At 41.4% G+C, this 24,058-nt stretch carries 30 protein-coding genes and 1 riboswitch; of the genes, 2 read left to right on the forward strand and 28 right to left on the reverse strand.

Annotated elements, in window-relative coordinates; genetic code table 11:
* Nucleotides 1–4: 4 nt before the first annotated feature.
* The 4 genes from ribE to MHI41_RS10705 all read right to left on the reverse strand — a co-directional run bounded on the left by ribE (nucleotide 5) and on the right by MHI41_RS10705 (nucleotide 2,757).
* A complete protein-coding gene (ribE, locus tag MHI41_RS10690) occupies nucleotides 5–655 on the reverse strand; it encodes a riboflavin synthase (RefSeq protein WP_026050106.1) in 651 nt (216 codons plus the stop codon).
* 251 nt (nucleotides 656–906) lie between these two features.
* Nucleotides 907–1,048: riboswitch (FMN riboswitch) on the reverse strand.
* A 114-nt stretch (nucleotides 1,049–1,162) separates the two neighbouring features.
* Nucleotides 1,163–1,507 carry a hypothetical protein gene (locus tag MHI41_RS10695; protein ID WP_008344451.1) on the reverse strand — a complete coding sequence of 115 codons (345 nt, stop codon included), beginning with the start codon at nucleotides 1,505–1,507 and terminating at the stop codon, nucleotides 1,163–1,165.
* A 234-nt stretch (nucleotides 1,508–1,741) separates the two neighbouring features.
* On the reverse strand, nucleotides 1,742–1,978 hold the full coding sequence (locus MHI41_RS10700; RefSeq protein ID WP_017359788.1) for a DUF2164 domain-containing protein: 237 nt from the start codon (nucleotides 1,976–1,978) through the stop codon (nucleotides 1,742–1,744).
* Nucleotides 1,979–2,175: 197 nt separating this feature from the next.
* Nucleotides 2,176–2,757 carry a TetR/AcrR family transcriptional regulator gene (locus tag MHI41_RS10705; RefSeq protein ID WP_046343886.1) on the reverse strand — a complete coding sequence of 194 codons (582 nt, stop codon included), beginning with the start codon at nucleotides 2,755–2,757 and terminating at the stop codon, nucleotides 2,176–2,178.
* 248 nt (nucleotides 2,758–3,005) lie between these two features.
* On the opposite strand from MHI41_RS10705, the gene MHI41_RS10710 reads away from it, so the two are divergent.
* Nucleotides 3,006–4,271, forward strand: a complete 1,266-nt coding sequence (locus MHI41_RS10710) for an MFS transporter (RefSeq protein WP_249668898.1) — start codon at nucleotides 3,006–3,008, stop codon at nucleotides 4,269–4,271.
* A gap of 30 nt (nucleotides 4,272–4,301) precedes the next feature.
* On the opposite strand, the gene MHI41_RS10715 is transcribed toward MHI41_RS10710, so the two are convergent.
* Nucleotides 4,302–4,739: a peptidylprolyl isomerase gene (locus MHI41_RS10715; RefSeq protein ID WP_007501040.1), complete on the reverse strand. Its 438-nt coding sequence runs from the start codon at nucleotides 4,737–4,739 to the stop codon at nucleotides 4,302–4,304.
* 321 nt (nucleotides 4,740–5,060) lie between these two features.
* On the opposite strand from MHI41_RS10715, the gene MHI41_RS10720 reads away from it, so the two are divergent.
* Nucleotides 5,061–5,945, forward strand: a complete 885-nt coding sequence (locus MHI41_RS10720) for a DUF1002 domain-containing protein (protein ID WP_017359791.1) — start codon at nucleotides 5,061–5,063, stop codon at nucleotides 5,943–5,945.
* A 40-nt stretch (nucleotides 5,946–5,985) separates the two neighbouring features.
* Here the strand turns inward: MHI41_RS10720 and lysA are convergent, their stop codons facing one another.
* From lysA to MHI41_RS10835, 23 genes are all read right to left on the reverse strand, one after another.
* Nucleotides 5,986–7,311: a diaminopimelate decarboxylase gene (gene lysA, locus MHI41_RS10725; RefSeq protein ID WP_008344445.1), complete on the reverse strand. Its 1,326-nt coding sequence runs from the start codon at nucleotides 7,309–7,311 to the stop codon at nucleotides 5,986–5,988.
* A 115-nt stretch (nucleotides 7,312–7,426) separates the two neighbouring features.
* A complete protein-coding gene (locus MHI41_RS10730; RefSeq protein WP_007501043.1) occupies nucleotides 7,427–8,899 on the reverse strand; it encodes a spore germination protein in 1,473 nt (490 codons plus the stop codon).
* Nucleotides 8,853–9,461: a stage V sporulation protein AE gene (locus MHI41_RS10735; RefSeq protein WP_017367529.1), complete on the reverse strand. Its 609-nt coding sequence runs from the start codon at nucleotides 9,459–9,461 to the stop codon at nucleotides 8,853–8,855. Before MHI41_RS10735 ends, MHI41_RS10730 begins: the two co-directional genes overlap by 47 nt.
* A gap of 6 nt (nucleotides 9,462–9,467) precedes the next feature.
* Nucleotides 9,468–9,818: a stage V sporulation protein AE gene (spoVAE, locus tag MHI41_RS10740; RefSeq protein ID WP_007501045.1), complete on the reverse strand. Its 351-nt coding sequence runs from the start codon at nucleotides 9,816–9,818 to the stop codon at nucleotides 9,468–9,470.
* Complete coding sequence (spoVAD, locus tag MHI41_RS10745) at nucleotides 9,818–10,834, reverse strand: stage V sporulation protein AD (RefSeq protein ID WP_035390725.1); 1,017 nt, start codon at nucleotides 10,832–10,834, stop codon at nucleotides 9,818–9,820. Before spoVAD ends, spoVAE begins: the two co-directional genes overlap by 1 nt.
* A gap of 12 nt (nucleotides 10,835–10,846) precedes the next feature.
* A complete protein-coding gene (gene spoVAC, locus MHI41_RS10750; RefSeq protein WP_008344436.1) occupies nucleotides 10,847–11,299 on the reverse strand; it encodes a stage V sporulation protein AC in 453 nt (150 codons plus the stop codon).
* Nucleotides 11,300–11,319: 20 nt separating this feature from the next.
* Nucleotides 11,320–11,736, reverse strand: coding sequence for a stage V sporulation protein AB (locus MHI41_RS10755; protein WP_007501049.1), 417 nt, complete (start codon nucleotides 11,734–11,736; stop codon nucleotides 11,320–11,322).
* Nucleotides 11,726–12,346 carry a stage V sporulation protein AA gene (locus tag MHI41_RS10760; protein ID WP_008344433.1) on the reverse strand — a complete coding sequence of 207 codons (621 nt, stop codon included), beginning with the start codon at nucleotides 12,344–12,346 and terminating at the stop codon, nucleotides 11,726–11,728. Before MHI41_RS10760 ends, MHI41_RS10755 begins: the two co-directional genes overlap by 11 nt.
* A gap of 114 nt (nucleotides 12,347–12,460) precedes the next feature.
* Nucleotides 12,461–13,228: an RNA polymerase sporulation sigma factor SigF gene (gene sigF, locus MHI41_RS10765; RefSeq protein WP_007501051.1), complete on the reverse strand. Its 768-nt coding sequence runs from the start codon at nucleotides 13,226–13,228 to the stop codon at nucleotides 12,461–12,463.
* Nucleotides 13,229–13,240: 12 nt separating this feature from the next.
* Nucleotides 13,241–13,681 carry an anti-sigma F factor gene (spoIIAB, locus tag MHI41_RS10770; RefSeq protein WP_007501052.1) on the reverse strand — a complete coding sequence of 147 codons (441 nt, stop codon included), beginning with the start codon at nucleotides 13,679–13,681 and terminating at the stop codon, nucleotides 13,241–13,243.
* Nucleotides 13,678–14,031: an anti-sigma F factor antagonist gene (gene spoIIAA, locus MHI41_RS10775; protein ID WP_342494185.1), complete on the reverse strand. Its 354-nt coding sequence runs from the start codon at nucleotides 14,029–14,031 to the stop codon at nucleotides 13,678–13,680. The genes spoIIAB and spoIIAA overlap by 4 nt, the downstream gene beginning before the upstream one ends.
* Before the next feature lie 157 nt (nucleotides 14,032–14,188).
* The gene (locus tag MHI41_RS10780) at nucleotides 14,189–15,391 is read right to left on the reverse strand and encodes a D-alanyl-D-alanine carboxypeptidase family protein (protein WP_089374163.1); all 1,203 of its coding nucleotides are present in this window, start codon (nucleotides 15,389–15,391) and stop codon (nucleotides 14,189–14,191) included.
* Between the two features lie 111 nt (nucleotides 15,392–15,502).
* A complete protein-coding gene (locus MHI41_RS10785) occupies nucleotides 15,503–16,315 on the reverse strand; it encodes a purine-nucleoside phosphorylase (RefSeq protein ID WP_008344425.1) in 813 nt (270 codons plus the stop codon).
* Between the two features lie 11 nt (nucleotides 16,316–16,326).
* Nucleotides 16,327–17,511 carry a phosphopentomutase gene (gene deoB / locus MHI41_RS10790; RefSeq protein WP_025207568.1) on the reverse strand — a complete coding sequence of 395 codons (1,185 nt, stop codon included), beginning with the start codon at nucleotides 17,509–17,511 and terminating at the stop codon, nucleotides 16,327–16,329.
* A gap of 153 nt (nucleotides 17,512–17,664) precedes the next feature.
* Nucleotides 17,665–18,555, reverse strand: coding sequence for a site-specific tyrosine recombinase XerD (gene xerD, locus MHI41_RS10795; RefSeq protein WP_007501057.1), 891 nt, complete (start codon nucleotides 18,553–18,555; stop codon nucleotides 17,665–17,667).
* Nucleotides 18,556–18,561: 6 nt separating this feature from the next.
* On the reverse strand, nucleotides 18,562–18,789 hold the full coding sequence (locus MHI41_RS10800) for a YqzK family protein (RefSeq protein ID WP_008344420.1): 228 nt from the start codon (nucleotides 18,787–18,789) through the stop codon (nucleotides 18,562–18,564).
* A 117-nt stretch (nucleotides 18,790–18,906) separates the two neighbouring features.
* Entirely contained in the window at nucleotides 18,907–19,359 is a 453-nt protein-coding gene (gene fur / locus MHI41_RS10805; RefSeq protein ID WP_003215577.1) for a ferric iron uptake transcriptional regulator, read from the reverse strand.
* Nucleotides 19,360–19,480: 121 nt separating this feature from the next.
* Nucleotides 19,481–20,125, reverse strand: coding sequence for a stage II sporulation protein M (gene spoIIM, locus MHI41_RS10810; protein WP_017367532.1), 645 nt, complete (start codon nucleotides 20,123–20,125; stop codon nucleotides 19,481–19,483).
* Between the two features lie 115 nt (nucleotides 20,126–20,240).
* Entirely contained in the window at nucleotides 20,241–21,371 is a 1,131-nt protein-coding gene (locus MHI41_RS10815; RefSeq protein ID WP_017367533.1) for a S8 family peptidase, read from the reverse strand.
* 111 nt (nucleotides 21,372–21,482) lie between these two features.
* A complete protein-coding gene (locus MHI41_RS10820; RefSeq protein ID WP_008344413.1) occupies nucleotides 21,483–21,704 on the reverse strand; it encodes a hypothetical protein in 222 nt (73 codons plus the stop codon).
* Nucleotides 21,705–21,772: 68 nt separating this feature from the next.
* Nucleotides 21,773–22,225, reverse strand: coding sequence for a GNAT family N-acetyltransferase (locus tag MHI41_RS10825; protein ID WP_272511678.1), 453 nt, complete (start codon nucleotides 22,223–22,225; stop codon nucleotides 21,773–21,775).
* Entirely contained in the window at nucleotides 22,212–23,393 is a 1,182-nt protein-coding gene (locus MHI41_RS10830; protein ID WP_272511679.1) for a TIGR00375 family protein, read from the reverse strand. Before MHI41_RS10830 ends, MHI41_RS10825 begins: the two co-directional genes overlap by 14 nt.
* Entirely contained in the window at nucleotides 23,390–23,947 is a 558-nt protein-coding gene (locus tag MHI41_RS10835) for an NUDIX hydrolase (RefSeq protein WP_342494186.1), read from the reverse strand. Before MHI41_RS10835 ends, MHI41_RS10830 begins: the two co-directional genes overlap by 4 nt.
* Nucleotides 23,948–24,058: the final 111 nt, after the last annotated feature.

The raw sequence follows: 24,058 nt of genomic DNA on the forward strand, positions 1-24,058 counted from the left end.
CCTCCTAGAATCCGTGCTCTTTTAAAAATGATGGGGTTAATCGTGATGGCTGCTTTTCGTTTTGCTCTTTTGTTAAAAAGCGATAAATGTATTTACCGATCATGTCACATTCAATATTTACTACATCCCCCATAGATTTAGTCGGAAAAATAGTTCCTTCAAGCGTATGTGGAATGATAGAAACTGTCACATGAGCATCTCGCAAATCGAAAATAGTCAAGCTGACGCCGTCTATTGCGATCGATCCCTTTTTTGTGAGCATATCTGTGAGGGTCTTGTCCATTTTCAAATCATAGTAAATGGCATTACTCTTCTTTTCTACACGGGTAATCACAGCCGTTCCATCAACATGGCCTGAAACAAAATGACCGCCGAATCGTCCATTTGAGGACATCGCTCGCTCTAAATTCACTTGGCTACCTGGTGCAAGCTGATCAAGTGATGTCGCTTTGACCGTCTCAGGCATCACATCTGCCGCAAACTGTTCTTTTGTGAAGCTTGTGACAGTGAGACAAACGCCATTGATGGCGATACTATCGCCTAGGTGAACATCTTCTAGTACACGACTGCACTTGATGATGATTTCCATGGCATCTGCGGATCTTTTGCTCAATGACTGGACTGTACCCACTTCTTCAATAATCCCCGTAAACATGTGATCCTCCCTTTCTCTTTCTTTTGTATTTCTCACTTTATGAAAAAGCGATGTTTGGGACATGTGATCGATTGAACACCTTCGTCGCTTTTTATGGTCCATACAAGGTAAATGAGGGATCACCTAATAAACACTGCATGCGATGACTATATTGACATACAGAAAGCCCCGGAAAAATTCCGGGGCTTTGGTTTTTTTGCATTAGAAATAAAACTATGATCAACACTTATTTTTGTTCATACATAGCTTTCGTTATCCTTCTCCCATCCAGACTTTCACTGTCGGCTTCAGCTTCTCACTGAATCAACCGTTAATAAATTAACGGGTCACGGGCTGTAAAGCATTTGCTTTATTACCGTCGGTCGGGATTTTCACCCTGCCCCGAAGGATACAATCGATATTTAGCTGTCCCTAGGGGCTATTATAGCGATCCTTGTTGTCAAATGCAACAATCAAGATTTATTCACCTGTTCATAAAAAAAGCCTCCTTATGGGAAAGGAGACTTGTTAATTGACGACTTTTACTACTTTTATAAGACCGTCTATTCTTTTTTCATTACTAAAGTATGCTTTAATACGATCGCCTTTTTTCAGATCGGCCACATCATCTTCAAATTTCTTTCCATTAAAAATGATTTTCGTGCCATTTTTGGCTTGACCGTAATACTCATCACCATCAATTTTTGTAATGGTATATTCATAGATTGTGTAATCTTTGTCATTATTTGTTAAGCTTTCGCCAATGGCTGTTGGCACATCTTCAATTTTCATGCCATTCATGTATAAATAACCTGCGCCTAAACAAAGCAGTAAAACAAATAAGATTGCGATTTTTAATTTGATTTTCCCCATATTTAGAACCTCCATCATCTGCACTTCGCCTATTTGTATGTTCTATTCCTTCTTTTGATGAAATAAAACCAAAAAAGCTGATTTTCATTAATGGTTACTTATATAACGATTCAAATGGACTTTTGGTTCCACCTTTTCATCATTACATATGATACGAATATGCGTTCTTTATTAAGGGGGTCTTTTTTCCTCTTTATCTGTTAGCAGGGTAAACAAGAAAGACGAGCTTTTTGATTATATTCTTTTCTCTAATGCGAATAGATCTTCCTCTAACAATTGAGATCTTTGAACAGCGATATTTCGGCTGTCACGAACCCCTTGATTATAATAGTAGCTTCCAAGATGTTTTGTGATAAATTCTAATATATTGATGGCTGCTAATTCACCAATCTCCTCTTCTCGTTCTTCGGCAAAGTAACGTTGAATAGCAATCATCATCTGGTTTTTTTCTTCTTTTGTTAATGGTTTCAAAGTATCTCCTGCTTTCTTTGCATGATCACACGCTTTTTAGATGTGCACTTTCACTTATTTTTAGAGCTACATATGGTGACACTCACGAATACGAATATTTGTTCTCTTATCATATCACAAAAACGTGTCCATCACACCCTAAAAGAAAAAGCGTGTTTTAATCAATTGATCAAAATACGCTTTTTTATATAGACTATTTATTTCAATATGGATAGTATCGTCGCCACAGAATGATCTACAAATGAACGCTCTGGGCGAGATTTCATGAGAACTGTAAGTCCAATAAAAGAAACAACCAACGCCTGTGCTAAGGCTTTGGCATTCAGACTGCTTTCGAGCTCACCCGAGCGAATACCTTGTACAATTTTTTCTTCAAAAATGACCGAAAGATACATTTGATGCTCTCTTGTGAGAATTTCAAATTTCTCTTCGTGGGGGGCAAGCTCGACTATTGTATTGATGCAGAAGCACCCTTTACTCGGCCCATCTCCATATTCCTCTTCTACTAATTCAGCAAATAATGTATGAAATGCTTCCTTTGCAGATAGATTGTTTTGCAGTTTTGATCGAATATGTGCTGCATGCTGAGTTGTATATTTGCGTAATGCTGCTTCAAACAATTCCTCTTTATCACCGAACGCTGAGTATAAGCTTGGCCGCTGTATTCCCATTTTTGCAGTTAAGTCGCTTAATGTAGTGGCTCTGTACCCCTTCTCCCAAAAAAGCAACAAAGCCTCATCTAACGCTTTTTCCTCATCAAATTCCCGTTGTCGAACCATCATCAACCCTCATTTCTATCATAAAAATCTCTTCACTAGATCAATCATCTATTTCTTATAAGGATATTTTTTACTTATCGGTACATTATCATTTTATTTTATTGACGTATCATTGTCAAATTGACTGCCTCTCTCAAGATCTTCACTACATCACCTTGACTTTAAAACGTTTCTATGGTTATCCTTAACAGGAATTATTTTATACCGAACAGTATATTATACTCTTTAGTACAAAAGGAGATGATGACATGCATGAAAAAAGAAAAATGAATGCCGTTGAACATTCTGATCTGGAAACGACTCATTTACAAATAACCACCCGATCAACGATGACTCGCAATATGGCTCTACTGTTTGCGACAGCCTCCGGGATGGCAGTTGCAAACATATACTTTGCACAGCCATTATTAGACTCCCTCGCATCCGAGTTTGGTATCAGCTATTCAGCCATTGGTATGGTCATTACGATTACTCAGCTTTGTTATGCGCTAGGACTGCTACTGATCGTACCACTTGGTGATCTGTTCAACCAACGGCGGCTCATTGTAGCTCAAATGCTAGTATCCGTGTTATCTCTCGTTCTAGTCGGTATCGCCCCTACCGCCACCGTCCTGTTCATAGGACTAGCTGCGGTGGGACTGCTTGCTGTAGTCACTCAGGTACTCGTAGCATTCGCAGCGACATGGGCCGCTCCTGAAGAACGCGGCCGCATAGTAGGCTTGGTTCAAAGTGGAATTGTGATTGGTATTCTTCTCGCACGAACGTTTGCTGGTGTACTAACCGATCTCGCCGGCTGGAGATCAGTCTATCTCGTTTCCGGCGTGATGATGCTGATCATAACTGGGGTGTTGTACCGGTATCTTCCTCGTGCTGACAACAAGAGAATCGCCATATCCTATGTAAACTTGCTCGCTTCAATGTTTACATTGTTCAGACAAGAACGAATTCTACGCATCCGTGGCGTACTGGGTTTTCTGATCTTTGTTGTGTTTGGCACGCTGTGGACTTCACTTGTGCTGCCTCTCAGCACTACGCCATACAATCTGTCACATACGGCGATTGGTGCATTTGGCCTTGCTGGAGTTGCCGGAGCATTAGGTGCCGCTCGAGCTGGAAGCCTTGCTGATCGAGGCTTAGGACAGTTAACAACGTGCATCGCCCTTGTCCTATTACTCTTTTCATGGTGTTTTATTTTTTTCACTGAATATTCCCTCATTTTATTAATCGTTGGTATCGTCATTCTTGACCTATCTGTGCAGGCCGTTCATGTGACCAATCAAAGTATGATTTTCATGGTCCGGCCTGAGGCGAGAAGCCGACTGACTGCTGCTTATATGATTTTTTATTCCCTCGGCAGTGCGCTCGGTTCTATTGTATCAACTAACATATACGCAAACGCTGGCTGGAATGGGGTATGTTTATTTGGAGCCTCTATCAGCGCCTTAGCCCTTTTATATTGGATGATCACCTACCGCTTCACGGCACAGATCACAGGAACATCAGATTTAAAATAAAAAAACACCGCAATTAAGCGGTGTTTTGGATTAAGCATCGATAACTTCGACTTTTTCCATGCCTTGTCCTTGTTCCATATCAAGAACAGCTTCGATACCAGATGTTACTTTGCCAAAAACAGTGTGAACACCGTTTAAGTGCGGCTGTGGGTCATGTACGATAAAGAATTGGCTGCCGCCAGTGTCTTTACCAGCGTGTGCCATTGATAATGAACCTCTCTCGTGCTGATGAGGGTTTCCTTCTGTTTCACATTTAATTGTGTAACCAGGTCCTCCAGTTCCATTACCGTTTGGATCGCCGCCTTGGCTTACGAACCCTGGGATCACGCGGTGGAATTTCAATCCATCGTAGAAGCCTTCATTCGCTAATTTTTCAAAGTTTGCTACTGTACCTGGAGCAGCCTCTGGGTAAAGTTCAAACTCAATTTTCTTTCCATTCGTTAATTGTATGTATCCTTTTTTCGCCATTTTTCACATTCTCCTTTCAGGTTAAACAACGCTCATTATAGCACATTTTCGGTCATGTTAAACATCCCCTGCTTACCTAATGTGATTTACCTCTTTTGCCAACATTGATAAAATAAAAGAGCTTGATCCTTTTCTCCTAAGGAAATGATCACAGACTGAGCAAAACACTTCATCATATTGGAGGTTTCAAACATCTTTAAAAGATAATTGAAACGTCAGACTGATTTGTTACGTCTATATGATGGAGTACGATTCAAATCATGTACTCAAAAGATGAGTTTCTCACCATCGAGAAACGCTTTCGACTTGAAGGAGGTCAACATGTTTAAAAAAACAATGCTTGGTATGATGGCAGCGCTCCTTTTACTGATTGGTGCGCCAAAAGTCAGCTTAGCGGATGCAGCTGTCGGCGATGTCATCGTCACACTCGGGCAAGACTTAACACCGGCTGATCGCCAGAAGGTGCTTGACGAGTTGAATCCACCTGAAAATGCGACAAAAATTGAAGTAACCAATAAAGAAGAGCACGAATATTTAGGAAAGTATATCCCTCGCTCTCAAATCGGGACTCGAGCATTATCATCTTCATCTATCACTATTGAAAAATCAGGTACGGGTCTGACTGTGGATACACATAACATTAAGACCATTACAGATGAGATGTATTTAAATGCTTTAATGACCGCAGGCGTGAAAGATGCAAAGGTTGTCGTGACGGCGCCGTTTGAAGTATCTGGCACAGCAGCACTGACAGGTTTATTAAAAGCCTATGAGGTGTCAAGCGACAAAGCCATTCCCGAAGATGTGAAACAGGTGGCTAACGAAGAGCTTGTAACAACATCTAAATTGGGTGACTCTATTGGAAAAGACAATGCTTCTGCCCTGATTGCAAAAATCAAAGATGACATTGCCAAAAATGGAGTTCCTAAAACAACAAAAGAAGTGGAAGAAAAAGTAGATCAAGCCGCTTCTGATTTGAACTTAAATCTGACGCAGGACCAGAAAGATCAACTTGTCTCTCTCTTCGATAAAATGAAAAATATCAATATCGATTGGAAACAAGTCGGATCTCAAATTGATAAAGCAAAAGACAAGATTACAAAATTCATAGAATCAGATGAAGGGAAAAACCTTCTACAGAAGATTTGGGATTTCTTTGTCTCTATTTGGAACGCGATCGTCTCTGTATTTACTGGTGGAAAATAAATGTCATAGAAAAAGCTGCCTGATGATCAGGCAGCTTTTTTTAAGTCGATGATTTCACTTTTGATTGATAAGGTAAATCCAATTTGACAATGTCCTCATATGTCTCACGCTCAACGACAAGCTGCGCTTCACCATCTTCTACAAATACTACAGCCGGGCGCGGGATGCGGTTATAGTTGTTTGACATGCTGTAGCCATAAGCTCCTGTACAAAAGACAGCTAACAAGTCTCCCTGTGATAACTCTGGCAGATCAATATCCCAAATGAGCATATCTCCACTCTCGCAGCATTTCCCTGCAATGGACACAGTTTGATCATGCGTTTGGCTCATTTTATTGGCGCTCGCTGCTTCATATTTTGCTTGATATAAAGCAGGTCGAATGTTATCACTCATTCCGCCGTCAATGGCTACATAATCGCGAATTCCAGGTACATGTTTGGATGAGCCGATCGTATAAAGAGTGGTTCCCGCATCTCCAACAAGTGAGCGGCCTGGCTCAATCCAAATTTCAGGCATCTCAAATTCATAGCGGGCTACATTTTCTTTCACCGCTTGAATAATTTTCTCCACGTATTCAGTTGCTGGAAGTGGTTCGTCCTCTTCTGTATAACGGATGCCAAAACCTCCGCCTAAGTTCAGCACTGTGGAAATAAAGCCAAATGATTCTCTCCATTCATCTAGCTTCAAGAAAATCTTATCTGCCGCAAGGACAAAACCAGCCGTATCAAAAATTTGTGAGCCGATATGACAATGAACACCTAAGAGCTCGATCACTTCTGATTTAAGCACTTGTTTCACCGCTTCGTCTGCTTGTCCATTATGAAGATCAAAACCGAATTTTGAATCTTCTTGACCTGTTGTAATGTAGTCATGCGTATGTGCTTCGACACCCGGCGTGATGCGGAGTAGTACTTTCACCTGTTTTGACAGCTCTTGACCAAGCTGTTCAATGAGCGTCATTTCATAGAAATTATCAACGACAATACAGCCAATTCCGTGCTCTAGTGCCATCTTTAATTCTTCTCTGCTTTTGTTGTTACCATGGAAATGGATTTTTTCTACTGGAAACCCGGCACAAATGGCTGTGTGCAGCTCCCCACCTGAAACGACATCAAGTGATAAGCCTTCTTCTTTTGCCAGCTGGAACATAGCAATAGAAGAAAACGCCTTACTCGCATATGCCACCTGAGCTTTTAGTTCTTCTTCAATAAATGCTTTCTGAAAGCTTTTTGCACGCTCCCGTATTAAAGCCACATCATATACATAAAGTGGTGTCCCATACGTTTCAGCTAAAGAAACGGCATCAACACCACCAATTTCTAAATGTCCGAGTTCATTTTGTCTGCAAGTGCCGTGTAAATACAATGTCATTCCCTCTTTCTCCGCCTCGGCTGAAAAAAGACAGCTGCACAAGCTGCCTTTTGCCGTTTCTCAAAGTTAAAAATACAATATCACAATCTTCAGCCACTTTCAACGAGCGTTAAGAATTTGGCGGAATTTTTGATCTGTTCTGAGGGTGAACGATGCTCGGCCTTACTTTTGAGCCAGGAACAGACGTCCGAATGAGCACTTGCCACAAAGCCTTTCCATTAAAAGGAATGAACGGCCACATATAAGGTGTCTGTAAGGAACGAATGGATGTTAAATAAATAAGTAACAGCGTAAAACCGATGATCAATCCATTCAGCTTAAAGATCGCTACTAGTGCTAATATGATCAGTCGGATAATTTTATTAGCGACACTCAGTTCATAACTTGGAGTGGTGAATGTGCCGATGGCTGCTAGCGAGACGTATAATATGACCTCTGGTGTAAATAAACCGACATCAATTGCAATTTGTCCAATTAAAACGGCTGCAATCAAACCCATGGCAGTCGACAAGGCGGTCGGCGTATGAATCGCCGCCATTCGTAAAAATTCCACCCCAAAATCAGCAAGGAATACTTGGAGAATGACAGGGATATGGGAGGGTTTGTTAAATCCAATATAGCTTAGGTTGTCTGGCAGAAGATTCGGTTCTAGAATAAAAAGAAACCAGATCGGCAAAAGAAAAGTAGAACATAAAATGCCTAAAAAACGCACCCATCTTAAAAAAGTCCCAACTGCTGGCGCCTGGCGGTATTCTTCAGCATGTTGAACGTGATGAAAAATAGTGGTTGGCGTAATGATGACACTAGGTGATGTATCTGTAATGATGATGACATGCCCTTCTAATATATGGTTAGCGGCTACATCTGGGCGCTCGGTGTATCGTACAAGCGGGAAGGGATTATATCCTTGCTTAATGATAAATTCTTCAATTGTTTTATCAGACATCGTCAGTCCGTCAACTTTGATCCCAGACACTTCTTTTTCGATAATATCAACAAGATCAGGGTCAGCAATGTCTTCAATATAACAAACACAGACGTCTGCTTTAGAACGCTCGCCTACTTTAAGCATTTTGTATCGCAGCTTTTCATCCCGCACTCTTCTGCGAATGAGTGCTGTGTTCACAATGATGTTTTCAACAAAGCCGTCTCTTGCACCTCTGACAACCTTTTCTGTATCCGGTTCCTCCGGCATTCTGCCAGGGTAGCTCCTGACATCAATAATAAATGCGTAATTTTCACCTTCGACAACGACTGCCACAAGTCCAGACAGCACTTGATCCACTGCCTCATCAAGCGTTTCAACTTTTGAGACTTGCTGATTGACAAGACGGTTTTCTACCACACGTGCAAGATCATCTGATTCAGGTTCGTTGTCATTGATTTCAATCAGTTCTTTTAATAAATAGATCACATATTGTGTATCACATAATCCATTTACATAGTAAAGCTGGATTTCCTGATCATGGACATAAATTTTCCGAACGCCAAGGTCAAAGCTGAGACCCATCCCGACATTGTCTTTGAAAAAATCTTCATTTTTCTTTGGATCTCGGTACACATGCACCTTGTCTTTCTTCATGGAAACCGCTCCTTTCTAAAATTAATTCGACTGCCTTCATTGTAATGGGGGACCCTTTGCTTAGATCATCTTTCCGTCCCATCTTGCCAATATCTCCAATGCCGACAACAATCGGAAGCTGTAGTGAATCGAGACAATACACTGTATCTCCACTCATTTTGTGTGGTTCCATTTCTGGAAGTCCATGTTTGTCAACGCCGTATTCTGTCAGTTCACCTTCCCGGTCAATGGAGACATGTACCTTTGTCCATTCCGCTTGATGGGTTTTAGATGCGACTGCAATGGCGCCAATCACTTCAATTTCAGGGTGACGTGCTACGTGCTTCATGGCCGTTTCCCCTGTTCCTTCACCTGTTAGACCAGAATCATCAAACATGACAAACACTGGGTCATATGGCGTTTTCAAAATCATCTGGACCAGTTCTGGTCCTGTTCGTTTGCTCGGATTCCCTTTTGAGCTGGAAATACATCTTCCGCCGACTTTCTTTGCGACAAGCTCAATCGTTTTGGCAGCATATATATCTCCGTCTGTCACTAAAATGACTTTGCGTCTTTGCCCCATATTAGGTTATCCTTTCGGTTTAAAGATAAGTGCAATGATAAATGAAAATAAAATCGCAGCTGATATTCCAGCAGAGGTTAACTCAAAAATCCCAATTCCGATTCCAATAAATCCGTGGACATCAGCCTGATGCATCGCCCCATGAAGCAAGCTATGACCAAAGCTTACGATAGGCACGGTAGCACCCGCTCCTGCAAATTCAATAAATTTATCATAAATACCAAACCCGTCTAAAATCGTCCCCGCCACAACAAAGGTGGTCATGACATGTGCCGGTGTGAGTTTCAGTACATCAAGTAAAAGCTGGCCGATCACGCAAATCAGTCCGCCTGCAACAAAAGCAATCAAATAATCCATTAGCTTTCTCCTCCTGCACGCTCAAATACAACTCCGTGCGCAATGGTTGGAATGGTCTCTTTTTGCTGAACCATCATTGGGCTGAGAAGCGCCCCGGTTGCCACAACCAATACTCTTTGCAAATTCCCTGCTTTCATTTCTTGAAAGATGTGACTGAATGTCACGACAGCTGAGCAGGCACAGCCGCTGCCTCCAGCGAATACATTTTGATCAGGTGTGTATATGATTAATCCGCAATCATCATGCTTCCGTCCAAGCTGAATGCCATCTTCTTTGAGAAGATCCTTTAAAATAGGCGATCCAATTCCAGATAGATCTCCTGTTAAGATGAGATCATAATCATCTACTGTTCTTCCTAAGTCTTCTAAATGTTGTTTGATTGTGTCTGCCGCTGCAGGCGCCATAGCCGAACCCATATCGAATGGATCTGTAATCCCAAGATCCATCACCCGTCCAACGGTGGCACTTGTAATTTGAATTTTGGAAGGTTCTTGGCTGATGACGACAGCACCGCTCCCTGTCACTGTACTTGTTGCTGTATCGGGTTTTTGCCCGCCATATTCTGTTGGATTACGAAATTGCCGCTCTGCTGTCGCATTGTGACTGCTTGTCGCAGCAAGTGCTCTATTGGCAAAGCCACCATCTACTAGCGCTGAGGCAATGGCGACTGATTCCATAGATGTGGAGCAGGCACCAAATAAACAAAGAAACGGGATTTTGAGTTCTCTTGCCACATAGTTGGCTGTCACGTTTTGGTTCAGTAAATCTCCTGCCAGCAAAAGGTCAATATCACTTTTTTGCAAATTCGCTTTTGATAAGGCCATTGATATGGCATCATCCATGAGCTGCCTTTCAGCCATTTCCCAGTTCTTTTGATAACAGTGCATTTCATCATAAGTTTTATCAATGAGATGACCGATTGGGCCTTCTTTTTCTTTCGGTCCTGCAGCTGTTCCTTCCGCATTCACATAAAGCTTGTGTTCAAATACCCAAGATTGCTTACCTGTTAGTTTCACGTTTTATTCCTCCTACGAAAACATTTTTTCCAAGACGTATCGAATAATCCCTACGACATATGCCGAGACGACACCAAACACAATGACGTTCCCAGCCAGTTTAAACATGTTGGTCGCTACACCTAACACAAGCCCTTCACTTTTATGCTCAAGAGCCGCACTTGTCATACTGTTTGCAAATCCTGTCACCGGTACAGCTGATCCCGCTCCAGCAAACTGGCCGATTCTATCGTAAATACCAATACCAGTTAAAATAGAAGAAATTAAAATAAGGGTTGCCACCGTTGGATTCCCTGCTGTCTTTTCATTAAAATCGAAAAAGGTAATATAGAAATTTTGCAATCCCTCGCCTATCGCACAAATCAAACCGCCGACAAGAAAAGCCTTGATGCAGTTTAGTACATAAGGAGGTTTCGGCTGATACGTTTTCACTTTAGATGGATAGTTCTCTTTTAAACTTGACACTTGTTGTTCCCTCCACATTTTTAAATATAAATAAGCCAATGAAATAACGAGCCAAACACCTTCCCTAAGACGATGGCCATGAGCAGCAGCACAATTTTCCCGTCCATTCCAATTCTTTTCGTTAAGATAGGAAGTACATTTAACACTTCAGTGAGTGCGGCTGCAAGCATGCCGACAAAAATGCCAGATAAAAGACCGATCGGAAGCGCTAGCCATTTGGATAAATGCAAATGGACTTGACTTAAAGTAGCCCAGCCGCCAACGACCGCTCCACTTATCACGGCAGCCTCATATCCTTGAATGAAACGCTGCGTTTTCGTTAATTGCATTAATCGAGGGATAATACCAAGCACTGTGAGAAACGCCACAAATCCTGCCCCTACCGTTAAACCGCCGCCGAGCCCAACAAGCACCACAAAAAGCCATTTACCGATCATGAATATCTTTCAATGTTTCTTTGTTTTCATTGAGTGCGACATAATGATCAAGATCGAGCTGATATTTAAACATTTCCACTTCAAGCGGACTTGGCTCTTCGTTTAAACGCTTTTTAAACACATGATTGAAAAATAAAATCATGCCAAAACCGAGTCCAAAGCTATATGGAATTTGTAATAAATAAGGATGCTCAACCGTGTTTCCAGTAATCATCTCGTAAAGGCGGATATGAACAAGCCGCATACTAACATCCTCATGGAAATTCATGATGGCAAGGGCCGCTCCGACAAATAAGAGGAGCCATACAAACACGAATAATACGGGGGACAGCTGGCGTTTGCCTGTGTCTATTTCAACAATGGCTTCTGAGCCTCCGACCGTTTGAATGTCGATGTCAGGCCACGCTTTTTTGATCGTTTTGACCACATGCATGATATCTAACACAACGATGTGACGATCCTTTTTGCTGACATGGTATATCGGCATTTTGCTCAACTTTTGCACAGCACTGTCATCTCCAGTGATTTGGGCAATATCCTCTAAATAAATAAGCTGATCATTACCAGTCTTAATCCGATGGCGCAGCCGAATAAAGATTTGTCCGTCCATCCAAGTCACTTCCTATACGATGGGTTAAAAATAGTATGTGGTGAAAAATGGTTCTCATACTGAAAGAACTTGATTTACCGGTAATTACCACACAAAAAAAGCCAGCCGAATTGGCTAGCTGTCTTTTTGATCCATTTGCATTTGGATTTGTTTTAAAATCTTCTTTTCAAGCCGTGAGACTTGCACTTGGGAAATTCCGAGTCTTTCTGCTACTTCTGATTGTGTTTGGTCTTTATAATACCTTAAATAGACAATCAGTTTCTCGCGCTCTTCTAATTCTTTAATCGCCTCTTTCAGCGCAATTTTATCAAACCATCTTTCTTCTGAATGATCGGCAATTTGATCGAGCAACGTAATCGGATCGCCGTCATTTTCATACACGGTTTCATGAATAGATGATGGTGAGCGGACCGCTTCTTGAGCGAGGACGACATCCTCAGGTGTGATGTCCAGATATTCAGCGATTTCCTGAACAGTCGGCATTCGTCCATGAGATTTAGACAATTCGTCCCTTGCCCGCCTAATTTTATTTCCAAGTTCCTTTAAGGACCTGCTGACTTTGACGGTTCCATCATCACGAATGAAACGCTGAATTTCACCAATGATCATTGGAACGGCATAGGTCGAAAACTTCACATCATAAGACAAATCAAATTTATCAACAGATTTCAGCAGGCCAATACAGCCTATTTGGAACAGATCATCTGGTTCATATCCTCTATTTAAAAAGCGCTGAACAACGGACCAAACAAGACGCATGTTTTTTTCTACGAGGAGGTCTCTTGCTTGTTGATCTCCGTCTTGGCTTTTTTTGATGAGCTGTTTCACTTCATCATTAGACAGCTGTGCTTTTTTTGCTTGCTTTTTTACCTCCACATCCATATGAGCAGCTCCTTAATTACAAAGCGCTTTGCTTTTTGATAGATGCTTTGTTAAGCGGATCGTTGTGCCCATTTCTGGAGATGAGTCCACCATGACATCATCCATAAAGTTCTCCATGATCGTAAAACCCATCCCGGAACGCTCTAAGTCTGGTTTCGTCGTAAAAAGCGGCTGCCTTGCTTCCTCAAGATCTGAAATGCCCATGCCTTCGTCTCGAATCGTCAGATACACAATATGGTCATCCAGTGTGACGCTAATGTGCACCTTGCCGTCTGGATTCCCGTCATACCCGTGAATGATCGAGTTCGTGACCGCCTCTGATACAACGGTTTTGATTTCTGTTAGCTCATCTAATGTTGGATCGAGCTGAGCGATGAATGCTGCCACCGTTACTCTCGCAAAGGATTCGTTTTGACTTAAAGCAGAAAAAGTCAGATTCATTTCATTTGTCATGATGCCACCCCCAATGTTTGCAGCGCAGTTTGCTCTGAAGGCTCCATACGAATAATTTTAAACAAGCCGGACATATCAAATAAACGGTTCACTGCTGGCGAGATCGCACAGACGACCATTTCACCGCCAAGCTGTTTAATTTCTTTGTATCTTCCTAAAATTACTCCGAGCCCAGAGCTGTCCATAAACGATAAATCAGCTAAATTCAGCACGATGTGGCGAATGTCCTCTGTTTCCAAATAATTCGTCACCTTTTTTCTCAATGTCTCTGCGGAGTGATGATCAAGCTCCCCTGTCAACCGAATGCAAAGTACGCTCTCTTTTATTTGAAAATCAATACCAAGGCTCATCTTTTCTTCCTCCTTGCTCTATTTTCGGATAAAGAATGTTTCTCTTTCTTCACATGCAAATCCTTCACCATGACAAAACTAGTGATCATTCGTCACATTTAGATGTTCTTTTCGTTCATAGCAAAAAAGACTGCCAGTTGCAGCAGTCTTTCACCTTTTACTTCCATTTAACAAATTCGGCCATAGCCCGTTTGAAGAACGTCCAAACACCGGCTTTTTCCATATCTTCTTTCGCTTCAACAGGACTTTCATGAAGCACTTTTCCATCTTTTTTCAAGATGATGGTGCCAAGCTTCGTTCCTTTTGAAAATGGGGCTGTGACATCTTGAGATAATTTAATTTCTTTTTTGATCTGATCGACATTTTCACCTTTTTTCGTTAGAAGAGAAATCGGTTCAGACGTGACAAGCTGAATTTTTTTCTTTTTCCCTTTGCTCACTTTGATCTCTGCTACGTCTTGACCACGCTTGTACAGAGGATGCGTTGTATATTGACTAAAAGCGTAATCCAGCATTTTGACGACTTGGGCATTTCTGTCTTTTGGTGTACTTGCGCCGAATACAACAGCAATCACGCGCATGTTCCCTTTTTTAGCGGATGCAGTTAGACAGTATTTCGCCTCGCCTGTAAACCCTGTTTTCACCCCATCCACACCTGGATAAAATTTAATGAGACGGTTTGTATTCACAAGCCAGAATTTTTTATCCGTGTTCTGACGAAGATAGTCTTCGTATACACCTGTGAACTTGGTGATCTCTTCATATTTCAACAGCTCTTTTGCCATTTTTGCCATATCATGAGCCGTGCTGTAATGATCTTTTTCAGGAAGTCCTGTTGGATTTTGAAAGACCGTTGAGGTGAGCCCTAGCTCTTTTGCCTTTTTGTTCATTTGCTCAACAAACTGTTCTTCAGATCCAGCAATATGTTCTGCCATGGCAACTGAAGCATCGTTTCCTGACGCAATCGCAATGCCTTTTAGCATGTCTTTAACCGTCATTTCTTCTCCCGGTTCAAGGAAAATTTGTGAGCCCCCCATAGATGCTGCATGATCGCTCGTTCTTACTTTATCAGTCATTTTTAATTTTCCTTGATCCATCGCTTCCATGATGAGAAGCATCGTCATGATTTTGGTCATACTTGCAGGGGCAAGCTTTTCATCACTGTTTTTGTTGTAAAGCACTTTTCCCGTGTCACGTTCCATTAAAATCGCTGATTTGGCTTCATGCGCCAATTCTGATGTTTGTTTTTCTCCTGGCTTTTCAATCTTTTCTTTTGCCATCGCTGATGGTGAAACCATTGAGATAAGGATCATTAAAGTAAACAATGCACATATATGACGTTTCAAGTGGCAGACCTCCATTATCGTAATCCTTTCTATTTTTTCCTCATAAAGGCTGTTTTATTCAGAGATCGTTTGATTGCCATAAAAAAAAGCCCTCTGTTTCATGAACAGAAGGCTTTTTCACACGATCTATGAGAGTTGTTTGACAACATCTTTCACTAAATCAAGGAAACTTGCTTTCACTTTTTCCGTCACTTCGATCACTTCATCATGAGAAAGCGGCTGATCTAAAATACCTGAAGCCGCATTAGAGATGCATGAAATACCAAGTACTTTTATGCCTGCATGACGTGCTACAATCACTTCTGGCACAGTCGACATACCGACTGCATCAGCGCCAAGCGTTCTGAGGAAACGAACCTCTGCCGGTGTTTCATATGAAGGGCCAGTCATTCCTGCGTAAACCCCTTGCTGCACAGATATGCCTAAATGTTTAGCCGTTTTCTCTGCAAGTGCCAGCAAATCTTTATCATACGGTGCAGACATATCAGGGAAACGAACCCCTTGACTGTCGTTTGGTCCAATTAACGGATTGGTCCCCATCATATTGATATGATCTGTAATCAACATAAGATCGCCAGGATGGAAGGACGTATTCACACCGCCCGCTGCATTTGTCACAATACATGTTTCAATGCCGATTTCTTTCATTACACGGACAGGAAATGTCACCTGCTTCATATCATACCCTTCATAGTAATGGAAACGTCCTTGCATGGCACAAACGACCGTGCCTTTCAGCGTTCCAATGACGAGCTGGCCTGCATGCCCTTCTACTGTTGAAACAGGGAATCCAGGAATATCTTCATATTTCAATTTGATTGGATTTTCAATCTCATCGGCTAAAATGCCAAGACCTGAACCTAAAATCAATCCAACTGTTGGTACATATGTCGATGCTTGTTTAATATATGCCGCCGCTTCTGAAAACTGTGCTCCCACGTGATTTCCCCCTATTTGAGTTTAGATAAAAAGCTTGTTCCGTATTTTGGCAGCGTTGATTTAAAATTATCTGCTACCGTTGCCCCAAGATCAGCAAATGTTTTCGCTGTTGGTAGCTCATTCGCTTCTTGATGCTTTTTGCTGTAAGCAATAAGCGGAACGTATTCTCTTGTATGATCTGTTCCGTGATGAACCGGGTCATTTCCGTGATCTGCTGTGATCACAAGCAGATCATCCTCTTTTAATAGATCAAACACTTCAGGTAGACGTGCGTCAAATTCCTCTAGTGCCTTACCGTAGCCTTCTGGATCTCTTCTATGTCCATAAAGCGCGTCAAAATCGACCAGATTTAAGAAGCTTAGCCCAGTAAAGTCTGTTTTCAGCGTCTCCACTAGCTTGTCCATTCCATCCATATTGGATTTCGTTCTGAGTGAAGAGGTGATTCCTTCACCATCATAAATATCAGAGATTTTTCCGATCGCAATGACATCAAGTCCATCATCTTTCAATTCATTCATGACGGTACGGTCGAATGGTTTTAATGCATAGTCATGACGATTTGGTGTTCTGACAAATGCACCCGGCTCCCCGACAAATGGACGAGCGATGATGCGCCCTACCATATATTTTTCATCTAAAGTCAGTTCACGTGCGATTTCGCAAATGCGGTAAAGTTCGTCTAATGGCACAACTTCTTCGTGTGCAGCAATTTGCAGCACAGAATCTGCTGAAGTATAAACGATTAAATCGCCTGTTTTCATATGCTCTTCGCCAAGCTCATCAAGAATTTCTGTACCAGACGCTGGTTTATTCCCAATGATGCCGCGCCCTGTTTTTTCTTTTAATTCATTTAACAGTTCATCTGGAAAGCCGTCTGGAAAGACTTTAAATGGTGTGTCGATGTAAAGACCCATGATTTCCCAATGCCCTGTCATTGTGTCTTTCCCGTTGGATGCTTCTTGCATTTTCCCATAATACGCAAGCGGTTTTTCGTCCGCTGGAATTCCTTTAATTTCTTTAATATGACTTAGCCCAAGCTTCGCCATATTCGGCATATGAAGCCCGTTCATTTTTTCAGCAATATGTCCAAGTGTATCTGCACCTACATCATTAAAATCAGCAGCATCAGGTGCTTCCCCGATTCCTACTGAATCCATCACAATGAGGAAAATACGTTTATACTGATAATCAGGCATAAAAAAGCGCCTCCTTCAATATTCTTGTCCTTTCACCTTTCACAACTGGAGAGGTCAGACATCTCAAGTATAAACCGTTTTCAAGTCAATTGACAACCATAAACGGTCCAAACATAAAAAAGCATGATACACGTTCACCGTGCCATGCTTTACTTATGCCCTTGGATGGAATTTGTGATACACGTCTTTTAATCTTGTTTTTGTGACATGTGTGTAAATTTGTGTAGTAGAAATATCGGCATGTCCGAGCATTTCCTGTACGGCTCTAAGATCCGCACCGTTTTCAAGCAAATGTGTCGCAAATGAATGTCTGAGCGTATGAGGCGTCAATTCTTTTTGAATACCTGCTTCTATGGCTCGTTTCTTTAAGTTCTTCCAAAAGCCCTGCCGCGACATTTTTTTTCCGTGATGATTCAGAAATAAGGCATCGGCCGGCTGTTTTTTGAGCAGCTTGTTTCTTCCTTTTTCTATATACACTTCAATCGCACTTGCAGCAGCTTCACCAATAGGCACGATCCGCTCTTTTCTTCCTTTTCCAAAACAGCGGATAAACCCCATGGTCAGATGCACATCTGCAAGAGTCAGATCAAGCATTTCACTTACGCGAATACCTGTTGCATATAAAAGTTCGAGCATGGCTTTGTCACGGTAGTCAAATGGTGTTTGCTGCTTAGGTGTATCGAGCAGCTTTTCTACCTCATCTAATGATAGAACTTTCGGTAATTTCCGCTCTGTTTTTTGTGATTCAATGTTCCATGACGGGTCATCTGTTGTCACTTTTTCACGGAGCAAAAATTGATGAAAGGAGCGTATCGATGATAGATGACGGACGGACGTTTTACTCGATTTCCCCTCGTCTTTTAACTGTTTTAAATAATGAATAATATGAAGGCGTGTGACGTCTTTTACATCTGTCAATTGTTCATGCGTCATTAAAAAAGACAAATAGTTCTGTAAATCTCTTTTATAAGAGACAATGGTATTTTCAGAGAGTCCTCTCTCTACTGTCATAAAATGAATAAAGTCGGATAATTGATCCTTCAATGGTTTCTACTCCCCGTTTTGATAAAAATAAATCAATCGATCCTGCCAGCTGTCTTGTTTCGGCTGATCCATTTCCATCACTTTTATCGCTGCACCTTCTGGTTTATCATAACGATGATAGCTTTCATATTCTGAATTTATCCATATCATAGCATAATAGAACAGGACGGTAAAACCAGTGAACAAGATAAATACTTTCATTACTTCACCTGTTGTTTTGAGCCATTTTCGCATGTTCTTCATGTCCTTTCTCGTGTTCTCATTACTTCAGCATATGCCAGGTGGGACAAGGAATATACAGCGAACATGCAAAAAACCTTTTCATTTTGAATGAAAAGGTTCCAATTCGGATTATTTGCCGGATTCATCATCATGACACCGGTGGCAAATACCATGGAATGTCAATCTATGATCCTTAATTTTAAATTTCCAGTCGCGTTCAATAATCTCTTCAACATCTTCTAATAAATCATCTTCTATCTCATCGACTGTTCCGCATTCCATGCAGACAAGATGGTGATGGAAGTGAGCGGCTCCTTCTTTGCGAAGATCATATCGCGAAACGCCGTCTCCAAAGTTAATTTTATCAACAACTTTCAGTTCAGTAAGCAATTCTAACGTCCGATAAACAGTAGCAAGACCAATTTCAGGAGACTTCTCTTTTACGAGGAGGTATACATCTTCTGCACTTAAATGGTCTTCTTCATTCTCAAGCAGTACTCTTACTGTTGCTTCACGCTGTGGCGTGAGCTTATAGCTGGAAGAATGAAGCTGTTTCTTAATTCGATCAATCCGATTTTCCATTGACTTTCCCTCCTACGCCACATTACTTGATCATTATATCAAATGATGTGCAGAGAGCCAACTATAATCATTTTAAATTGATAAATAAATTGATTATTATTTAATAACGATTATAAAATCATCAAAACAGAACACCTGCCAGCTTTTTCATCAGCATGAATGATAAGTATGATTCAAAAAAGGACGAAAGAGCAGCGAGGGTTAAAATCATCAGTAGAACAGAAGCATACCGGCCAAACCAATGGATTGGCGCTTGACTGATGGTTTTTTTCATAAAAAGCTGACCAATTAAACGAATGGAGAACGCAATCGCACAAGTTCCGATCACTAAATACGCTGGAATGAGCAAGATATTTTGAGGAAGCACCGAGACAAAAGATAGAAAAAAACCGCTAAGCCCCATTTGATTGACCAAAAAACCGACAGTAAATCCAACTACAATCCCTTTTAGAAAGATCATAAGAAAAATAAGCGGCAGGCCAATGATGGAAATTCCGAGTATCCACATGAGGCCTAAATATTTCATATGATGTAAAAAGCTTTGCAAAAACATTTCTTTTGATTCTGCTGCTTTCTCATTCGTCAGTTGACCAAAAAATTGATTTAAATAATAGAATAAATCCTCTTTCTGACTCATTGTCATACTATTGACGATAATGGCTCCAAAAATGACGCCCATTAAAAATAGTACAGAAACAAACAAATAAATTGATAAATGATCTTTCACGTGCTGAAGAAGATGTTCTTTCCAAGACTTTTTCCGCATGCGCCTTCCTCCCAAATAGTAAAGGTTACTAGATTCTATGAGAGAGCAGACGAAACATGACAGTTTTATGAAAAGAAAAACGAGAAAGCAGCTGTACACTGCTTTCTCGTTTCCTTTATCGTGCAGCTTTTTGTACGTTCACAAGCCCAGCGCCATAATAAAAAGGTTCGCCAAGTTTTGTTGCCGTTTTTGTCAGCCTTTCACGCACTTCATCATTTGTCAGATTCGGATGTTTTGATAGAATGACTGCCGCAGCACCAGCTACATGAGGTGATGCCATAGACGTTCCACTCTTATATCCATATTCGTTATGAGGAATGGTACTTAATGTTGAAACGCCTGGTGCTGATACTTCCACTTCTTCCCCAACAGAGGAATCAAAGGCTCTTTGCTTTCGTTGATCCACAGATGCGACTGCCATGACAGAGCTGTATTTGGCCGGGTAATCTATCGTATTAAGTGACCCGTAGCTCCCAGCATTTCCTGCAGATGCGACAATGAGAATCCCGTTGTCATATGCTCGATCTACCGCTTCTTTCAGCGCCTCCGATTCACTTGCTCCCCCCATACTAATATTGATGACATCCATCTCATTCTCAATCGCCCATTCAATGCCTTTAATGATCCAGCTATAGTAGCCGTCACCATTTTCATCTGCCACTTTCACCGCATAGATCGAAGCTTTTGGTGCCACACCCACGACGCCTACCTTATTATCTAGTGCTGCGATCGTGCCCGCAACATGGGTTCCGTGTTCATGCGGGTCAACAAGCGGATCGGACTCTGTTGGAACAAAGCTGACACCACCAGTTACATGTAAATCTTCATGCTTGCCGTCGATTCCACTGTCAAGAACAGCTACTTTGACATTCTGTCCGGTATATCCTCGTTTATGTACCTTTTGTGCTTTGATGCTTTTAATGCCATAAGGGACGCTTTGACCGCTTGTTTTCGCTTTTTGGTCTTCCTCAATAAAAGTAACTTCTTTTGCTTGATGTAGTTTTTCTTTTGATGCTTCGTTCAACGAAACTTTCATCATATCTATTTTCTCTATTGATTCTTTCACATGACCGCCAGCTTTTTCAACAAGCTGTTTTTGTGTTTTATCTTGAACGGAAGAAGAAAAACCAATCATATACTCTTTTTTTGCTTGATCCTTTGCAGATACATCTGATGCGCCGAATGTCATCGATGCCAGTAGCATACTTGCCATACAAAGCCCTGCTCCAAATGATTTGACCTTCACGATACCCACTCTCCCTTTCATTTCTTTTTGTCATTTAACTACATTTTTAGACAAAAAGAAACGACCGTTTGTCCTATTTTTTAAAATTTTTCCAATTATTTGATCTACTTGTCACAAAAAAGCAAAATAAAAATGCTTATGATCCTGTTCATAGCGATCATAAGCATTCCTGCCTTTATGTTTTTTCATCATATGCTGCAAGGCTTCTTGTTTTGTTTTTGTCTTTCTTTCGTGTGTACTAAAATGCGGCATATTTCCTCTCGATTGTTCTGGATTTCGGCTGTGCTGCCTTTGAAGGTGTTCTCTCTTTTTCTTTGCTTTGCTTTTTCCCATTTCGCAAAACCCCTTTCGTTGTCGTTATGATACATGAACGCACCTAAAAAAGATAGACGTATTCACGCCTATCTTTCTTTTCTTACCATATCAAGATGCGGAATTCCATCCTCATCATAACAATCTGAGACAGCTACGAAGCCAAACGATTCGTAGAACGATTTCAAATAAGCCTGTGCTTGGATTTTAATCTTTGTTTCGCCTAATTCACTGAGCTTTTTTATCGCCTGATCGAGCAGGATCTTCCCGTAACCTTTTTTCCGGCCGGCCTTCGTCACAAGGACACGACCAATGGACGCCTCTTTGTACATGATCCCGCTTTGGAAAATGCGGCAATAAGCGACAATCGTGCCGTTCTCTTTGGCGATGACATGCAGCGCCTCTTGATCACGATGATCAATTTCAGGATAAGGACATGTTTGTTCTACAACAAACACATTCACTCTTTCCATTAAAATCAGGTAAAGGTCCTCTTTAGACAGTTGTTCAAATGTGTGACATGTCCATTTAAGTTGATTCATGATTGATATCCACCTTACCGTAGACTCCGCCTCCGCCAGCGATCAGTCCAACTTCACCTCTTCTTGCTTTGATGATGTAATCGGCTGTTTTCTCAGGCAGGACCGCTTTTAATTCTTGTTCTGTTGCTTGATGAAGAATATTCATCTCTGTATGAAAGACAGCTTTTAACTTTTCTAACGTTTTGGCTCCAACACCCGGAATAAAATGAAGGGGAAGCTGGTGAACATAAGGAGGCCTTATTCCTTTGTCACTTTCTTGGTCAGCAAGCTCCTTTAACCGCTCACTCACCCCTTTTGTCATTCGGGTATGGCCGCATGCTTGGCACTTTTCTTGATCCTGACTGTCAGGTCTTACCCCGCATTTCTCACAGGTCGTATGATAATACTTTCCGAGCCGCGGAGCGAGCCCATAATTTCCAGTGATATTTCTGCCATCTTTTCCTTGAAGCGCTAGCTCAAATTCAGCAAAGGAGGCATGATCCATTCGGATCTTAGTATATTCCCGCGCAATTTTCCCTAAAGAATGGGCATCTGAATTTGTTAAAAAAGGATAACGGTTTAGCTCCCTTAGCTGGGAGGCCATAGACGTATCACAGCTAAGGCCAAGCTCAACAGCATCAATGAGTTCTGGATCGAATACTTCGGTTAAAGAAGTATTAACCCCTTTGCCGTATAAACTTTTATGCGGCGTAAAAATATGGGCAGGAATAAATAATCCCCCTAGTTCCTTCACCTTATGCTGAAGCGTTCTTCCATCCACATATAAACGCTGTGAACTCAAATGCACATTTTTCATATGAAGAGAAAGCCATGCGGAAAACTCAGACATTTTACGAAGCGTGGGCATAAAGGCAAGCACATGAATCGGACCTTTTGATTGGTCATCATTGATTTCTAGCTCACTGCCTAAAAGCAAAACGGTCTTTCCAAATGATAAACCGCCATCGCTTAGTTCAGTGTACGTTCCTTCCTCTACACCTTCTATCAATTCTTCTAGGACTTCAGGAGATTGCGCATCAATCACACCAATCATCCCCATCCCTTTACTTTGAGACGCTTCAATGAGAATTTGGTCAATGGTCAGTGACCTTGCACCTGTAATTTTGACAGCCCTGCCTGTTCTTGTTCGACCAATATGAATATGGATATCTGCAAAGAATTCCCTCATTTTGTAGACTTAAGTACCTCTTGCAATTGTAAGTATTGAATGGCATAGGCTGTTTTTGCATCATAAATATGTTGTTTTTCGATGAGTTGCAGTGCTTCTTCTAGTGAGACTTCCATCACTTCGACAAATTCATCCTCATCCAGCTCTCGTTTTTCTTTAAGCGGGACGAGTTGATCAGCAAGGTAGATGTGAACAATTTCATCCGCAAACCCTGGTGATGTATAAAAGGCTGTCAGCTTTTGGAGCGCCTGAGTTGTATAACCTGTTTCTTCTTCTAATTCTCTCAGTGCTGTATGTGCCGGCTCTTCTCCTTTTTCTAATTTTCCAGCCGGAATCTCAACGATGGCTCTCTCCAGTGCTTTACGGTATTGCTTGACCAAAATGATTTTATTTTCGTCTGTACGTGCAATGACTGCTACTGCACCTGGATGTTTAATGATTTCGCGTTTGCCTGGTTTTCCGTTCGGCAATTCTACATCTTCAAGAACCAAGTCAATGATTTTTCCGTTATATAATGTTTTTGACGATAATGTTTTTTCTTCAAAGTCCTTCAATTTTGTCAGCTCCTCGTTCTACTTTCACTTTTTACTTCATTCATTTTAACATAGATGTTTTAGGAGAAGCCAAAATGCGGATGCCTGCTTCAATGCGCCTTTTGAAATCAC

The organism is Bacillus sp. FSL M7-0307 (genome assembly GCF_038627835.1).
Classification (GTDB): Bacteria; Bacillota; Bacilli; order Bacillales; family Bacillaceae; genus Bacillus; species Bacillus altitudinis.